Origin of the sequence: Rhodococcus rhodochrous, from assembly GCF_900187265.1 — a bacterium.
Taxonomy (GTDB): Bacteria; Actinomycetota; Actinomycetes; order Mycobacteriales; family Mycobacteriaceae; genus Rhodococcus; species Rhodococcus rhodochrous.
Genome location: NZ_LT906450.1, coordinates 3,455,526 through 3,471,532, shown reverse-complemented (window position 1 = coordinate 3,471,532; position 16,007 = coordinate 3,455,526). Strand labels below are relative to the sequence as shown.

Genomic DNA, 16,007 nt, shown 5'->3' with positions numbered 1-16,007 from the left:
CCCGGACGACCGACCTCAGCGCTCGTCCGTGCGTTCGGTGAGGGTGACGGTCACCGCGCCGGTGGTGAGGGTGAGCGCCTCTCCGTCGAGAGTCCACCGGGGTGTGCCCGCGAACAGTGTCCGCACCCAGTCGTCGGCGCCGTCGCGCGGGGGAGGGCACGCCATCCTCGTGGACGCGAGCGTCCCGGCACGGATCCTGCCCCCGGAAAGGTCGGCGGTGCCGGTGAACCGGTTGCATCCGGCGGACGCCGCGACCCGTTCCCGGGCGGGGAACGACAACTGGAGCGGGCCGCCGCCGGGGATCGGCCGCCCCTCGACCTCGGTCGAGACGTAACGGCGGCCGATCGGGTCGGACGGCGACGATCCGAACAGCCCGCACCCGGACAGCAGCGCACCCAGTGCGAGGACGACGACCACGCGGACTGCTCCCGGCATGTGTCTCACGGTACCGAGGAGGGCTCAGCGGGCCGTGAACTCCAGTCCGTCGGTGCCGTTCGCCGCGGTGAGGGTCATCGACGAGCCCTGGACGGTGTAGGTGGTCTCACCTGCGAGCACGTTCAGGATGTGCGTCTCGACATCGGCGAGCTCGGGATCGGCGCAGGCCGCGCGGGTCATGGTGAGCGGTTCGAACAGGATGACGTCGTTGCCGACCTCGGCGCTGCCGCCGAACTCGTTGCACCCCGTGTTCCCTGTGAGGGTGCCGTCGTCGGACAGGGTGAGTGTCGGCGCGGCGTTCTCCAGGGCGATCGACCTGACGACGGCGTCGGCGGTGCGCAGCGAGGTCACCACCCATTCGGTGCCGGTGATCGGCAGATCGGGGTCGACGACCTTCTCGTCCTCGAGCGAGACCGTGATGTCGTCGCCGGTGAGCGTGAAGGTGTTCCCGTCGAGCGACCAGCGCGGCTCGGCGTCGAACAACGTGGTGAGCCAGGCGTCGGCTCCCTCGCGTTCCGGCAGGCAGGCCATCATCGTGCTCGCCAGGTCCGACGCCTTCACTCTGCCCTCGGACAGATCGACGCCACCGACGAAGCGGTTGCAGCCGGCGGTCGCGGAGATGCGTCCGTCGTCCGGGAACTCGACGACCAGCGGTCCGTCGCCCGGGATCTGTGTGCCGGTCACGCTCGTCGAGACGAAGGTGCGACCGGTGAGGTCCTCTGCGGAGTTGGTGTCGGCCGAATCCGACTCTGTGCTGCACGCGGCGGCCACCGCTGCCAGGGAGACGAACGCGAGCACCCGGAATGTGCGAATCATGCCGTTACGGTACGGCGCTCGACCCGGTTTCGTGGGTACCTCGTCCGGTCACGACACGGTGTGCAAGTTCGGCCCAGTTGTCGGCGAGTCGGCGGAGCGGATGACCGAGTTCGCGCCACTGGTGGAGGACGAGGGTGGCTTCGAGCGACGCGACCAGCGAGGTCGCCAGCAATCGGGTGTCGCCGGTGACCCCGGCGGCACGCAACAACGTGTCGACGTGGGCGAGCGAGACCAGGTGGGCGGGAGCGGTGTAGCGGGAGTCGGTGGCGGATTCGGCCGCGCGGAGCAGTTCGCCCTGCACCTCGACGAGTTCGATGCGCGCACGACCGAACGCGATGAGCCGGGCCAGAGGTTCGGCGTCCGGGCCGAGCGGCGGTGGGCCGAACAGGAAGCCCTGCTGGAACTCGCGCTCGCTGTGGTCGAGCAGTGCCCGGACGAGTCCGGCGCGGGAGCCGAACCTGCGGAAGACGGTGCCCTTGCCGACTCCGGCCCGCGCCGCGACGGCGTCCATCGTCACGGCGTCGACGCCCCGTTCGGCGACGAGCAGGGCGGCGGCGTCGAGCAGACGGGAACGATTGCGCGCTGCGTCGCCCCGTTCGGAGAGTCGCTCATCCGCCAGGGGGAGGGCCCGGCTGTTCGCCGCAGGCAGCGCCCGACCGTCCGCGTGCGGGAGGGGGCGAGTGTTCACAAGGTCACACTCTAGCGGGGCGGGGAATAAAGCGGACCGCGGTCCGTTTAACATTGCGTAGTCAACCACTTCGACCCGAGGATGTTCCCATGACCCGAGTTCTCGCCCTCGTCGGCAGCCTGCGCGACGGCTCCGTCTCCCGCCAGATCGCCGAGACCGCCGCGGCGGTCGCTGCCGAGAACGTCGAGGTGGCCCTCTACGAGGGCCTCGCCGACGTTCCGTTCTACAACGAGGACCTCGACGGCGAGGCCGCCCCCGCTGCTGCCGTTGCCCTGCGTGACGCCGCTGCCGATGTCGATGCCGTGCTGGTCGTCACCCCCGAGTACAACGGCACCGTCTCCGCGGTCCTCAAGAACGCCGTCGACTGGCTGTCGCGCCCCTACGGTGCCGGTGCACTGAGCGGCAAGCCCGTCGCGATCGTCAGCCAGTCGCCCAGCCAGAACGCCGCGAAGTGGGCGCTCGAGGACGCGGTCAAGGCCATCGGCATCGCCGGCGGAACGATCGTCGAGGGCGGCTCGCTGTCGATCGGCGAGACCTTCGGCAAGTTCGGTGGCGTCCACGCCAAGGAGCACGCCGAGACCGCGCAGCAGATCGCAGCTGTCGTCACCGCACTGGCCGACGCCACCAAGGTGCTCGCCAACGCCTGATCGAGACGTCCGTCGTCCCTGCCGGTACCGCCGGCACCGAGAGCGGCCGCCGGACCGACCGACACCCCGGTGCCGGAGACCCGCGAGGTCTCCGGCACCGCGCGTATCCGCAGGGTCCGGCCGAGCCGCGGACGCTCCGCTCGTCGCATCTCGACGGTTCGATGACGCCTGCAGCGGGAATGCCCCGAACACAGCCCACTGTTCGGAGGTTTGCCCATGACAAGCGGGGATACGAGGACCGATACCGGCCACCGACCCGATCTCGACATAGTTCTCCACGTCGACGGGGTGGAGCGTCGCGTCCCGATCGACGTCCGCACCACCGTGCTCGACGCACTGCGCGACCGCCTCGGGATCACGTCCCCGAAGAAGGGATGCGATCTCGGTCAGTGCGGAGCGTGCACCGTGCTGATCGGCGGCCGGCGCATCCTCTCGTGCCTGGCCCTCGCCGCCTCGCACGACGGCGCCGAGATCGTCGCCGCCGCCGGACTCGGCGACGGGGAGATGCATCCGCTCCAGGCACAGTTCATCGAGGACGACGCCTTCCAGTGCGGCTACTGCACCCCCGGCCAGATCTGTTCCGCCGTCGGCATGCTCGACGAGTTCGCCGACGGGGCACCGAGTCACGTCACGGCCGATCTCGACCGGGCACCCGAACTCGACGACGACGAGATCCGGGAACGCATGAGTGGCAATCTGTGCCGCTGCGCCGCCTATCCCAATATCGTCTCGGCGATCCGCACCGTCGCCGCCGGTGACAGCCGAATCGGTGCCGGCGACAGCCGACTCGATACGGAGGAGACGCGATGAGCTCCCTCCGTTACGAGCGACCGGCAGATCCCGCCGCCGCCGTCACCGTCGTGCACGAGACACCGGGTGCGGTCTTCCTCGCGGGCGGCACGAATCTGGTCGACCACCTCAAACTCGGCGTCGCGACCCCCGACCTCCTCGTCGACGTCTCGCACCTTCCGCTCGACACCGTCGAGGAGACCGCCGACGGGGGAATCCGGGTGGGCGCCAATGTCCGCAACAGCGACCTCGCGGCGCATCCCTTCGTGCGGCGCAACTATCCGGTGCTGTCGCGTGCACTGCTCGCCGGTGCCTCGCCCCAGCTCCGGAACACCGCGACCACCGGCGGCAACCTGCTCCAGCGCACGCGGTGCTCGTACTTCCGGGACGTGAGCACCCCCTGCAACAAGCGCGAACCCGGCAGCGGCTGCTCCGCCATCGGCGGATATACCCGCTACCACGCGATCCTCGGCGCCTCGGAGCACTGCGTGGCCACCCATCCGTCCGATATGGCGGTCGCCCTGCTCGCGCTCGACGCCGAAGTCCTCGTTCTCGGCCCGGACGGTGAGCGCGCCATCGCGGTGGAGGACTTCTACCGCCTTCCCGGTGACACACCCGAGCGCGACACCGTGCTCGAACGCGACGACCTCATCGTCGGCGTGCAGATCCCCGCGGCGCAAAGTTCGCTGTCCACCTATCGCAAGGTGCGCGACCGGGCGTCCTACGCCTTCGCGCTGGTCTCCGTGGCGGCCGAGACGACCGTCGCGGACGGGACGATCACCGGGTGCCGCATCGCATTCGGTGGGGTCGCGCACCGGCCCTGGCGGGCGCACCGCGCGGAGGAAGCACTCCTCGGGCAGCAGCCCTCCGACGAGGTCTTCGCCGCGGCGGCCGAGGCCGAACTCGCCGACGCGAGTCCCCTCGACGGCAACGCGTACAAGATCCCGCTGCTGCGGCGCACCGTGGTGGCGACCCTGCGCGAACTCGACGAACGACGGGAACGAGGTGGATCCGCATGAGCCCCGAGCCGATCCGAGCAGGTGGACGCTCCACCGCGCGCATCGACGGACCGGCGAAGGTCGCCGGGACGGCGCCGTACGCCTACGAGCACCCGGTCGACGATCCCACCTACCTCGTACCGCTCACCTCCACCATCGTGCGTGGACGCGTCGACCGGATCGACACGGCCGCCGCCGAAGCGGTGCCGGGGGTGTTGAAGGTCCTCACTCCCTGGAACGCCCCGCGTCTCACCGAGGAGGCCGAGGGCGAGTACTCCGTCCTGCAGACACCCGACGTGCTGTACCGGGGCCAGATCATCGGCGCGGTCGTCGCGGAGAGCTTCGAGATCGCCCGGGAGGCATGTTCGCTCCTGGAGGTCGAATACAGCGAGGAACCGCACGACGCGCTCTTCCGCGCCGACCATCCCGACGCGTACACACCCGAGACCGTCAACGGCGGCTACGAACCCGACAGCGAGCGAGGGGATGTCGACGCGGCGTTCGCCCGCGCCGAGACGGTCGTCGATCAGTGGTACTCCACCCCCGAGGAACACAACAACCCGCTCGAACCGCACACCGTGGTCGCGATCTGGCGGAACGACGTCGTGCCGTCGAACGGTGAGACCGACGCACACACCCTGACGCTGTACACCTCGACACAGCATCCGCACGGTGTCGTCGAGACCCTCGCGCCGGTCTTCGGTCTCGACGCGGCCCGGATGCGGGTGGTCTGTCCGTACATCGGTGGGGGATTCGGTTCCAAGGGCGGTCCTCACGCGCACGACGTCCTCGGCGGACTCGCGGCGCGTGCCCTGCCGGGGAAGGCGATCAAGTTCGCGGTCTCCCGGCCCGACATGTTCGGTTACGTCGGTTACCGGGCTCCGACCGCCTCGCACATCCGGCTCGCGGCCGACAGTGACGGCAAGCTCACCGGTCTCGTGCACGAGGCGTTCGCCCAGTCGTCCCGGGTCACCGAATTCGTCGAACAGGCGGGGGTGCCGCTGCGCAATCTCTACGACGTCGCCAACGCCCGCACGTCGCATCGCGCGATCACCCTCGACGTGCCGGCGCCGTTCTGGATGCGCGCTCCCGGCGAGGCGCCGGGCATGTTCGCCGGCGAGGTCGCGATGGACGAGCTCGCCGCCGAACTCGGGATCGACCCGATCGAACTGCGCATCCGCAACGAACCCGAGTCCGATCCGGAGACGGGGAAGCCGTGGTCGTCGCGCCGGCTCGTCGAATGCCTCCGCGAAGGAGCACAGCGATTCGGATGGGATCCGTCCGACCGCGAACCCGGCACCCGGCGGCAGGGTAACACCCTGATCGGTACCGGCATGGCGGTCGCGACCTATCCCCACATGGTCAATCCCGGCTCGGAAGCCCAGATCCGGCACCTCGGGGAGGGGCGCTACTCCGTCCGCATCGGAGCGACCGACCTCGGTACGGGTGCGTGGACGACCCTGACCCTCATCGCCGCCGACGCACTCGGATGCCGACCGGAGGACGTGGACCTCGAGATCGGCGACAGCGCACTGCCCAACGGCACGGTGGCCGGCGGGTCGTCGGGCACCTCGTCCTGGGGAACCGCGATCGTCACGGCCGCAGAGCAATTCGGCAAACGCTTCGGCGACGATCCGCCGGTGGGTGCCGAACTGTCCGCATCGGCAGCCGAGAACCGCGAACTCGAGCACTACACCGCGCAGTCCTTCGGTGTGCACTTCGCCGAGGTGCACGTCGACGCCGACACCGGCGAGATCCGGGTGCCCCGGATGTTCGGGCTGTTCTCCGTGGGACGGGTCATCAACCCGCGGACGGCGCGGTCGCAGTTCATCGGCGGGATGTCGTTCGGGATCTCGATGGCGCTGTTCGAAGAGAGCATCCGTGACGCCCGTTTCGGGCACGTCGTCAACCACGACCTGTCCGAGTACCACGTCCCGACGCACGCCGACATCCGCGGAATCGAAGCGGAGTGGCTCGACGACGAAGATCTGCATGCGACCCCCATGGGGTCGCGGGGGATCGGTGAGATCGGGATCGTGGGCAGCGCGGCGGCGGTCGTCAACGCCCTGTGGCACGCGACCGGGGTGCGGGTCCGGAACCTGCCGGCCCGCCTCGACGACCTGCTGGCCGGACTGCCCTGACACACCGGATCGGAGGCGGGACGAGCGATCGGAAGTGGTCGCTCGTCCCGCCTCCGGCTTCCCCGCACAGCGCAGTCGGGAGGTGTTCTTGCGGCGCCCTCGCGAAGTTGTCGGTGGCACCCGCCACACTGTGCTCGAGGTCTCTGTCGGGCACACTGCGGCGACACGCCGAGACACGCCCGAAACGCCGTGGAGGGAGGGTCGCGACCTGGGAATATCACCTTTGTAAGTCACAACATCCTGGGTTCTATGTATCCGACGGGCACAAGGTGTAGTGTCTAGACCGCTGGAGGGCCACAAGCGCCGACGATCTCTCGGGGAAGCGGGATCGGACGGATAAGTGGGCTTCCGGGTAACGCACAGCAGTCAGTCGTCAGGCCGCCCACGGCCGTCGGAAAAGGGGCATTCATGAACATCACCGTCTACACCAAGCCTGCCTGCGTCCAGTGCACTGCCACCTACCGCGCCCTCGACAAGGCCGGCATCGAGTACGACGTCGTCGACATCAGTGAGAACCCCGAGGCCCGCGACTACGTCATGGCGCTGGGATACCTCCAGGCGCCCGTCGTCGTCGCCGGCGACGACCACTGGTCGGGCTTCCGCCCCGATCGCATCAAGGCGCTCACCGTCGCTGCCTGAGCCCGGGCCGCGTTCGCAGCGGCCCGATCGTCGTCGTCTCCGGGCGGACGTCTTCCGTGTCCGCCCGGGCCGGTCTTCGCAATCGAATGAAGAGTGGTGACTACCGATGGCTTCGCTGGGGTCGATCCCGGGAACATCGCTGGTGTACTTCTCGAGTACATCCGAGAACACCCACCGATTCGTGCAGAAACTCGGGATCCCGGCCAGCCGGATCCCGCTGCACGATCGTGAGGGGAATTTCGAGGTCCGCGATCCGTACGTACTGATCGTGCCGACCTACGGTGGCGGGACGACCGCCACGGGCCGCGATACCCGCTACGTTCCCAAACAGGTCATCCGATTCCTCAACAACGAGCACAATCGGAGCCTGATCCGCGGTGTCATCGCGGCGGGTAACACCAACTTCGGCGACTCGTACTGTTTCGCGGGAGACATCGTCTCGCGCAAGTGCAAGGTGCCGTATCTGTACCGGTTCGAGTTGATGGGCACGACCGACGACGTCGAGCGTGTCCGCGACGGTCTCGCCCGATTCTGGGAGTCCGTTCTCCAGAACGCCTGAGCCACATCCGTATCCGTATTCGACGCGCGTCGCGGACGTGACTGCGCGGCCGTTTCCTAACTCCGACAAGTGGGGACAGCACTGTGACCATTACCGATCCCGCTCCCGCCACGAGCGCACACCTCGACGATTCGCTCAAGGATCTCGACTACCACGCGCTCAACGCGATGTTGAATCTGTACGGCCCCAACGGCGAGATCCAGTTCGACAAGGATGTGGCCGCCGCCCGTCAGTACTTCCTGCAGCACGTCAACCAGAACACGGTCTTCTTCCACAACCTCGACGAGAAGCTCGACTACCTCGTCGAGGAGAACTACTACGAGCCCGAGGTGCTCGAGAAGTATTCGCGCGCATTCGTCAAATCGCTGTTCGAGCACGCATATTCGAAGAAGTTCCGGTTCCCGACCTTCCTCGGTGCGTTCAAGTACTACACCTCGTACACGCTCAAGACGTTCGACGGCAAGCGCTACCTCGAGCGTTTCGAGGACCGCGTGTGCATGGTCGCGCTGACGCTCGCCGACGGCGACGAGATCCTCGCCCGGCACCTCGTCGACGAGATCATCTCGGGTCGTTTCCAGCCGGCCACCCCGACCTTCCTCAACTCGGGCAAGAAGCAGCGCGGCGAGCCCGTCTCGTGCTTCCTGCTCCGCATCGAGGACAACATGGAGTCGATCGGCCGCTCCATCAACTCCGCACTGCAACTGTCCAAGCGCGGTGGCGGTGTCGCCTTGCTGCTCAGCAACATTCGTGAGCACGGCGCCCCGATCAAGAAGATCGAGAACCAGTCCTCCGGCGTCATCCCGATCATGAAGCTGCTCGAGGACTCGTTCTCCTACGCCAACCAGCTCGGTGCCCGTCAGGGTGCCGGTGCGGTCTACCTGCACGCGCATCACCCCGACATCTACCGTTTCCTCGACACCAAGCGCGAGAACGCCGACGAGAAGATTCGCATCAAGACCCTCTCGCTGGGCGTCGTCATCCCCGATATCACGTTCGAGCTGGCGAAGAAGAACGAGGACATGTACCTGTTCTCGCCGTACGACGTCGAGCGTGTCTACGGCAAGCCCTTCGCTGACATCGACGTCACCGAGAAGTACTACGAGATGGTCGACGACAAGCGCATCCGCAAGTCGAAGATCAAGGCGCGCGAGTTCTTCCAGACCGTCGCCGAGCTGCAGTTCGAGTCGGGCTACCCCTACGTCATGTTCGAGGACACGGTGAACCGGGCCAACCCGATCGCCGGAAAGATCACGCACTCGAACCTGTGCTCGGAGATCCTGCAGGTCTCGACCCCCTCGGAGTTCAACGACGACCTGTCCTACAGCCATGTGGGCAAGGACATCTCGTGCAACCTCGGCTCGCTGAACATCGCGAAGACGATGGACTCGCCCGACTTCGCGCAGACCATCGAGGTCGCCATCCGCGGCCTGACGGCCGTCTCCGACCAGACGACGATCTCGTCGGTGCCGTCGATCGAGCGGGGCAACAACGAATCCCACGCCATCGGCCTCGGCCAGATGAACCTGCACGGCTTCCTCGCCCGCGAGCACATCTTCTACGGGTCCGAAGAAGGCGTCGACTTCACGAACATCTACTTCTACACCGTGCTGTTCCACGCCCTGCGTGCGTCGAACAAGATCGCGATCGAGCGCGGTACGTACTTCAAGGGCTTCCCGGAGTCGAAGTACGCGTCGGGTGAGTTCTTCGACAAGTACACCGATCAGGTGTGGGAGCCCGCGACCGAGCGGGTCCGTCAGCTGTTCGCCGAGTCGAACATCACGATCCCCACGCAGCAGGACTGGCGCGAGCTGAAGGAGTCCGTGCAGAAGCACGGCATCTACAACCAGAACCTGCAGGCGGTTCCGCCCACCGGTTCGATCTCGTACATCAACCACTCGACGAGCTCGATCCACCCGGTCGCGTCGAAGATCGAGATCCGCAAGGAGGGCAAGATCGGGCGTGTCTACTACCCGGCGCCCTACATGACGAACGAGAATCTCGAGTACTTCCAGGATGCCTACGAGATCGGCTACGAGAAGATCATCGACACCTACGCTGCCGCGACGCAGCACGTCGACCAGGGGCTGTCGCTGACGCTGTTCTTCAAGGACACCGTCACCACCCGCGACGTGAACAAGGCCCAGATCTACGCGTGGCGCAAGGGAATCAAGACCCTGTACTACATCCGCCTGCGGCAGATGGCGCTCGAGGGCACCGAGGTGGAGAACTGCGTCTCCTGCATGCTGTGATCCGTTCTCCCCGACAGTCCTTGCACCAGCACACAATTCAGGTAGGTAACCGATGACTGCAGCAGCACACTCGCCGGCCGACGGCGTGCGCGTCAAACTCATCGATCGCGTCTCCGCGATCAACTGGAACCGCGTCCCCGACGACAAGGACGCCGAGGTCTGGGATCGCCTCACCGGCAACTTCTGGCTCCCGGAGAAGGTTCCCGTGTCCAACGACATCCAGTCGTGGGGCACGCTCACCGAGTACGAGCAGGAACTGACGATGCGGGTCTTCACGGGCCTGACGCTGCTCGACACCATCCAGGGCACGGTCGGCGCGGTCTCGCTCATCCCCGATGCGGTCACCCCGCACGAGGAAGCGGTGCTGACGAACATCGCGTTCATGGAGTCGGTGCACGCGAAGAGCTACTCGCAGATCTTCTCGACGCTGTGCTCGAGCCGGCAGATCGACGATGCCTTCCGCTGGTCGGAGGAGAACGAGCACCTGCAGCGCAAGGCGCAGATCATCCTCGACTACTACAAGGGCGACGACCCGCTCAAGCGCAAGGCCGCCTCGACGCTGCTCGAGTCGTTCCTGTTCTACTCGGGCTTCTACCTGCCGATGTACTGGTCGTCGCGGGCCAAGCTCACCAACACTGCCGACATGATCCGCCTGATCATTCGCGACGAGGCCGTCCACGGTTACTACATCGGCTACAAGTACCAGCGCGGGCTCGAGACGATCACGCAGGCCGAGCGCGACGAGCTCAAGGACTGGGTCTTCGAACTGCTCTTCGAGCTGTACGACAACGAGACCCACTACACGGCCGACCTCTACGACCAGGTCGGGCTCACCGAGGACGTCAAGAAGTTCCTGCGCTACAACGCGAACAAGGCGCTGATGAACCTCGGTTACGAGGCGCTGTTCCCGAAGGACGAGACGGACGTCAACCCGGCCATCCTGTCGGCGCTGTCGCCGAACGCCGACGAGAACCACGACTTCTTCTCCGGCTCCGGTAGCTCCTACGTGATCGGCAAGGCCGTCGTCACGGAGGACGAGGACTGGGACTTCTGACGTAGACATTCTCCGTCACCGGCCCGAACGCATCGATCCCGCACACCGGCGCAGCAGCGCCCGGGTGCGGGATCGTGTGCTTTTCGCGGCCCGGCCCGTCACCGATAGCATCGCTCCTCGTGACCGAGACAAGAGAAGCGTCGGGCTCGCCTCGGCCGGTGACAACCGAACGCGCGCCTTCGGGCGGGCGAGCAGTCGACCAGCGGACCCGTCTGTGGGCGGTGCTCGCCGCCGTCGTGGGGATCGCCGCATCGATCGCGATGCCGTTCCTGCCCGTGACACAGACCACTTCGACCATCGACTGGCCGCAGGGCGGGAGCAACGCCGGCATCTCGGCCCCGCTGGTGTCCTATGCGCCGGTCGATCTCGACGCCACGATCGAGTGCCGGTCCGTGCGCGATGCGCTGCCGGACGGCGGCACCGTCTTCTCCACACTCCCCTCGGGAGCTCCCGACCGTGAGCGCTACGGACTGATCGCCCGTGTCCGGCCGGCCGGTGACGACGGGCCGGCGATGTTCGAGGTGATCTCCCGCAACACGCTGCTCTCCTCGGCACCGGTGGACGACCTGGCCGGGGACTGCTCGATCACCCTGTCCTCGAACTCGGAACGCACCGTCGCCACGATCACCGGCTCTGCCGGGGCGGCGGGGGAGCGGACCTTCGACCGCGACCTGCGGCCCCAACTGGTCGGCATCTTCACCGACCTGCCCGGACCCGCACTCGACGGTGTCTCGGTCACCGCGACCGTCGACACCCGTTTCACGACGTCTCCGACAGTGCTGAAGATCGTCGCGATGATCGTCGCGGTGGTGGCCACGGCACTGGCGTTGTGGACGCTGGCCCGGCTCGATCGCGCCGACGGTCGTCTTCACCGTCGCCTGTTGCCGGCGTCCTGGTGGTCGTTCACCCGCATCGACGCGCTGGTCGCCGGAACGCTGCTCCTCTGGCATGTCATCGGGGCGAACACCGCCGACGACGGCTATCAGCTCGGGATGGCCCGCGCCGCGGGTGAGGCCGGGTACATGGCGAACTACTTCCGGTGGTTCGGTGTGCCCGAAGCGCCCTTCGGTACCCCCTTCTACGACGTCCTCGCCCTGATGACCCAGGTCTCGACGGCGAGCATCTGGATGCGGCTACCGGCGCTGACCGCCGGAATCCTGTGCTGGTGGGTGCTCAGCCGCGAGGTCGCTCCGCGTCTCGGCGTCGCGCTGCGCCGCAACCGGCTTCCGCTGTGGACCGGGGCGCTGGTGTTCCTGGCGTTCTGGCTGCCGCTCAACAACGGACTGCGCCCGGAACCGATCGTCGCGACGGGCATCGTGCTCACCTGGTGCTCGGTCGAACGCGCGATCGCCACCCGGCGTCTGCTGCCCGCGGCGGCCGCGATCCTCGTCGCCGCGCTCACCGTGACCGCGGGACCGTTCGGGCATCATCTGTTTCGCCGCGCTGATCGCCGGTGCCCGCCCCATCGCCCGCATCCTCCATCGACGGGCACAGACCCTGGGATGGCTGCCGGTTCTCGCGCCGATGCTCGCGGCCGGACTGGTGATCCTGGTGCCGGTCTTCGCCGACCAGACTCTCGCGGCGGTGCTGGAGATGCAGCACGTGCACGGTGTCGGCCCGAACGTGCCGTGGTTCCAGGAGTATCTGCGCTACCAGTACCTGTTGCAGATCACCGTGGACGGCTCGCTGGCCCGCAGGTTCGCGGTCTTCACCCTGGCGTTGTGCCTGGCAGTGGCGATCGTGGCGATGCTGCGCCGCGGTGGGCACATCCCCGGCACCGCGCAGGGTCCGTCCCGCCGCATCGTCGGCATCACCCTCGGCGCGCTGGTGCTGATGATGTTCGCGCCCACCAAGTGGACCCACCACTTCGGGATCTACGCAGGTCTGGCGGCCGCAGTGGCGATGCTCGCCGCCGTGGCCACCGGCCCCGCGGTGCTGCGTTCGCGACGCAACCGCGCCCTGTTCGCCGCGGCGGTGTCGTTCGTGGTGACCATGTCGTTCATCGGCCCCAACGGCTGGTGGTACGTCTCGAGCTACGGGGTCCCGTGGTGGGACAAGCCGCCGTCGGTCGCCGGGTTCGGCTTCTCCACCGTGTTCTTCGCGGTGACGGTCGTCGCCTTGCTGCTCGCCGCGTGGTGGCACATCCACCCCGTCGCCTCCACCCGCACCGACGTCCCGTCCCGGTTGTGGGCGGTGCCGCCGTTGACCGTCGCCGCCGCCGCGATGGTGCTGTTCGAGGTGCTGTCACTGGCCAAGGGCGCGATCTCGCAGTACCCGGGTTATTCGGTGGCACGGTCCAACTTCGACACGCTCACCGGCAACTCGTGTGCGCTCGCGAACGACGTGTTGCTCGAGACGGACCCGAACGCCTCGGTGCTCACTCCGATCGGCGCCGACACGGCCACCGCTCTCGATGCCGGAGGAGGGGACGGGTTCACGCCGGGTGGTGTCGCCCTCGATCTGACCCCGGACGACGACTCGGCCTCGGCCGGTACCGCCAACACGGTCGACACGAACGACGACCAGACCTCGACCGGCGGTACCGGAGGCACCGGCGGTGGTACCGGCGGAGTCGGAATCAACGGCAGCACCGTCGCTTTGCCGTTCGGGCTCGATCCGGCGACCACCCCGGTGCTGGGCAGCCACGGATCGTCCCTCGGTGACGTCACGAGCGCCTGGTTCCGGCTGCCCGAACCCGACGCAGCCGGTTCGCGCGGGGATCTCGTCACCATCGCCGCGGCCGGCCGGATCTTCTCCGTCGACGCCGACGGAACCGAAACCTACGGTCAGCGACTCGAACTCGAATACGGGACCACCGCGGCCGACGGCAGCGTCACCGCGCTGGGACGGGCGTTGCCGATCGACATCGGTCCGGCGCCCTCGTGGAGGAATCTGCGTGTCCCGATGGACACGCTGCCGGGCGAGGTCGACGCGGTACGGATTGTCGCCTCCGACAACGATCTCGCGCCCGAACAGTGGCTGGCGTTCACTCCGCCACGCGTGCCGCAGACGCAGACCCTGCAGCAGGTCGTCGGGAGCGACACTCCGGTCCTGCTGGACTGGGCGGTCGGGCTCAACTTCCCGTGCCAGCGGCAGATGTTGCACCGCAACGGCATCGCCGAGATCCCCGAGTACCGGATCCTGCCGGACCGGATCGGTGCCATCTCCACGGATCTGTGGCAGGACCACAACGGTGGCGGTCCTCTCGGCTGGACCGACCAGTTGCTGCGGGCCCGCACGATCCCGTCGTATCTCCATCACGACTGGGACCGCGACTGGGGAGCGATCGAGCAGTACACGCCGATCGATCCGTCGACGGAGACCGTGGAACCCGACACCGCCACGGTCACACGCAGCGGTCTGTGGAGCCCGGGTCCGATCAACACCGCCTACTGACGGAACCACGCCTCCGCACGGCCGGCGAGAGCCTTCCCGAGCCGCAGACGCGACGTCTCGGTGAGCGGTTCGGGAAGGTCGTCCGGCGCGAACCAGGCCACCTCGAGGTTCTCGTCGTCGGCGACGCGTGCGTCCCCGCCGGTCGCGCGGAGCAGGAAGCACACGTCGAGGTACTGCGCGACGTCGCCGTTGGGATAGGTGATCGGTGCCGTGACATCGACGCTCGTCAGCCGCACGATCTCGGCGGCGACCCCCGTCTCCTCGAGCACTTCCCGGACCGCGGCGACCGCCGGTTCCTCACCGGGTTCGAGGATGCCGGACACCACGGCCCACATGCCGTTGTCGGCGCGGCGGGTGAGCAGGACGCGATCACGGTCGTCCGTGACGATCGCGCTCACCCCCGGCAGCCACAGGGGAGCGGTTCCTACGTGTGAGCGGAGCTGGAGGACGAAATCGGGTATCGGCACGCCCTCGTTTCTATACCGGCAATCGTGCTGCCGCCGGTCGAGTCGGCGATCAGTTCGAATATCCGTTGAGGGTGTACGTCAGGTCGGTGAGGATCGCCCGGGCGGCGACCGGTCCGGGGGTCGACCACACGTCGTCGGCCACGGAGAACAGACGGTTGTCGCGCACGGCACCGAGGTCGAGCCACTCGTCGGTCTGCATGTAGTCCTTGCCGGCCCCGAGCCCGTCCTCACCGGCGAAGCGGACGAAGATCACATCGCCGTCGGCGGCGGCCGGGTCCTCCGTGTCGACGGCCTGCCACGGTTGTCCGTCGACCACCGCGAACCGCTGGGCCGGTGGCCGGGCAGCCCCGACGTCGCCGAGCACCTGCCCCGCGAACGACGCGGTGCCCTCGACGGTGGGACCGTCGGGCGTGAACCGGACGATCGACGCCTGCGTCTGGGACGACACGAGCTCGCGGCCCAGATCGCGCGCGGCCGTCGCGTAGTCGTCGAGCACGCGCCGCGCGGCCTCCGTGCGCCCGAGCGCCTCACCGACCCGCACGAACTGTTCCCTCCAGAAGACCGGATCGGACCCGACCAGCACGGTGGGTGCGATGCCACTGAGGGAGGCGTACACGTCCGGGGCGGTGGAGGAGCCGAGGATCACATCCGGCTGTGCGCGTTCGATCGCCGCGACGTCCGGGTTGCCCGCGGCACCCACGGGCGGGAGTTCGCCGATCCCGTAGCCGAGGTATTCCGGCCGGCCGGTGACCTCGGCGCTCGCTCCCACGACGCGCTCCCACAGGCCCAGGGCGCACACCGCGTCGAGCGCCGCGGGGTCGAGGACGACGATCCGCTGCGGGTCGGCGGGCACATCCGACCGGCCTGCGGTGTGCAGGACCGGTCGGGTGCCGGTGGTGGGCTGTCCCGGATCGAGCGGGGAGGGGAGTGCGCACGCGGTCGACGTGTCCCGGTCGATGCCCACGACCGACGCACCGGCGATGCGGGTCGTGGTGCGCACGATCTCGGACGCGTCGTCGTCGGGAGGTGTGGAGCATCCGGCCAGGGCTGTCGTCACCGCAGCGACGGCTGCGACGAGCACTGCTCGTGACCGGTGCACGGAAAACACGTCGGACCAACTCCTGTAGGA

At 67.9% G+C, this 16,007-nt stretch carries 13 protein-coding genes and 1 pseudogene; 9 read left to right on the top strand and 5 right to left on the bottom strand.

Annotated features, from left to right (window positions below; translation table 11 throughout):
- Positions 1-15 precede the first annotated feature (15 nt).
- From CKW34_RS15930 to CKW34_RS15920, 3 genes are read right to left on the bottom strand one after another with little or no spacing between them, the layout of a single operon-like run.
- Positions 16-435 (bottom strand): META domain-containing protein, encoded by a 420-nt coding sequence (locus tag CKW34_RS15930; RefSeq protein ID WP_231921736.1) that lies wholly within the window; start codon positions 433-435, stop codon positions 16-18.
- A 24-nt stretch (positions 436-459) separates the two neighbouring features.
- Complete coding sequence (locus tag CKW34_RS15925) at positions 460-1,251, bottom strand: META domain-containing protein (protein ID WP_059380729.1); 792 nt, start codon at positions 1,249-1,251, stop codon at positions 460-462.
- A gap of 4 nt (positions 1,252-1,255) precedes the next feature.
- Positions 1,256-1,939: a TetR/AcrR family transcriptional regulator gene (locus CKW34_RS15920; RefSeq protein WP_080968122.1), complete on the bottom strand. Its 684-nt coding sequence runs from the start codon at positions 1,937-1,939 to the stop codon at positions 1,256-1,258.
- An 89-nt stretch (positions 1,940-2,028) separates the two neighbouring features.
- Here CKW34_RS15920 and CKW34_RS15915 point away from each other — a divergent pair, with 89 nt between their 5' ends.
- From CKW34_RS15915 to CKW34_RS15875, 9 genes and pseudogenes are all read left to right on the top strand, one after another.
- Positions 2,029-2,586: an NAD(P)H-dependent oxidoreductase gene (locus CKW34_RS15915; RefSeq protein WP_059380730.1), complete on the top strand. Its 558-nt coding sequence runs from the start codon at positions 2,029-2,031 to the stop codon at positions 2,584-2,586.
- Between the two features lie 216 nt (positions 2,587-2,802).
- The gene (locus CKW34_RS15910; protein WP_059380731.1) at positions 2,803-3,396 is read left to right on the top strand and encodes a 2Fe-2S iron-sulfur cluster-binding protein; all 594 of its coding nucleotides are present in this window, start codon (positions 2,803-2,805) and stop codon (positions 3,394-3,396) included.
- Positions 3,393-4,394: an FAD binding domain-containing protein gene (locus tag CKW34_RS15905; protein ID WP_059380732.1), complete on the top strand. Its 1,002-nt coding sequence runs from the start codon at positions 3,393-3,395 to the stop codon at positions 4,392-4,394. The genes CKW34_RS15910 and CKW34_RS15905 overlap by 4 nt, the downstream gene beginning before the upstream one ends.
- Entirely contained in the window at positions 4,391-6,514 is a 2,124-nt protein-coding gene (locus CKW34_RS15900) for a xanthine dehydrogenase family protein molybdopterin-binding subunit (protein ID WP_059380733.1), read from the top strand. The genes CKW34_RS15905 and CKW34_RS15900 overlap by 4 nt, the downstream gene beginning before the upstream one ends.
- A 408-nt stretch (positions 6,515-6,922) precedes the next feature.
- A complete protein-coding gene (locus CKW34_RS15895) occupies positions 6,923-7,153 on the top strand; it encodes a redoxin NrdH (protein ID WP_006550390.1) in 231 nt (76 codons plus the stop codon).
- Positions 7,154-7,259: 106 nt separating this feature from the next.
- Positions 7,260-7,712: a class Ib ribonucleoside-diphosphate reductase assembly flavoprotein NrdI gene (gene nrdI / locus CKW34_RS15890; protein ID WP_059380734.1), complete on the top strand. Its 453-nt coding sequence runs from the start codon at positions 7,260-7,262 to the stop codon at positions 7,710-7,712.
- A gap of 167 nt (positions 7,713-7,879) precedes the next feature.
- Complete coding sequence (gene nrdE, locus CKW34_RS15885; protein ID WP_229579465.1) at positions 7,880-9,961, top strand: class 1b ribonucleoside-diphosphate reductase subunit alpha; 2,082 nt, start codon at positions 7,880-7,882, stop codon at positions 9,959-9,961.
- A gap of 52 nt (positions 9,962-10,013) precedes the next feature.
- Complete coding sequence (gene nrdF, locus CKW34_RS15880) at positions 10,014-11,015, top strand: class 1b ribonucleoside-diphosphate reductase subunit beta (protein ID WP_026061338.1); 1,002 nt, start codon at positions 10,014-10,016, stop codon at positions 11,013-11,015.
- A gap of 158 nt (positions 11,016-11,173) precedes the next feature.
- Positions 11,174-14,411, top strand: a pseudogene (locus CKW34_RS15875) (arabinosyltransferase domain-containing protein).
- On the opposite strand, the gene CKW34_RS15870 reads toward CKW34_RS15875, so the two are convergent.
- Positions 14,405-14,878 (bottom strand): NUDIX hydrolase, encoded by a 474-nt coding sequence (locus CKW34_RS15870; RefSeq protein WP_059380736.1) that lies wholly within the window; start codon positions 14,876-14,878, stop codon positions 14,405-14,407. The pseudogene CKW34_RS15875 and the gene CKW34_RS15870 overlap by 7 nt on opposite strands.
- Before the next feature lie 49 nt (positions 14,879-14,927).
- A complete protein-coding gene (locus CKW34_RS15865) occupies positions 14,928-15,986 on the bottom strand; it encodes an iron-siderophore ABC transporter substrate-binding protein (protein ID WP_059380737.1) in 1,059 nt (352 codons plus the stop codon).
- Positions 15,987-16,007: the final 21 nt, after the last annotated feature.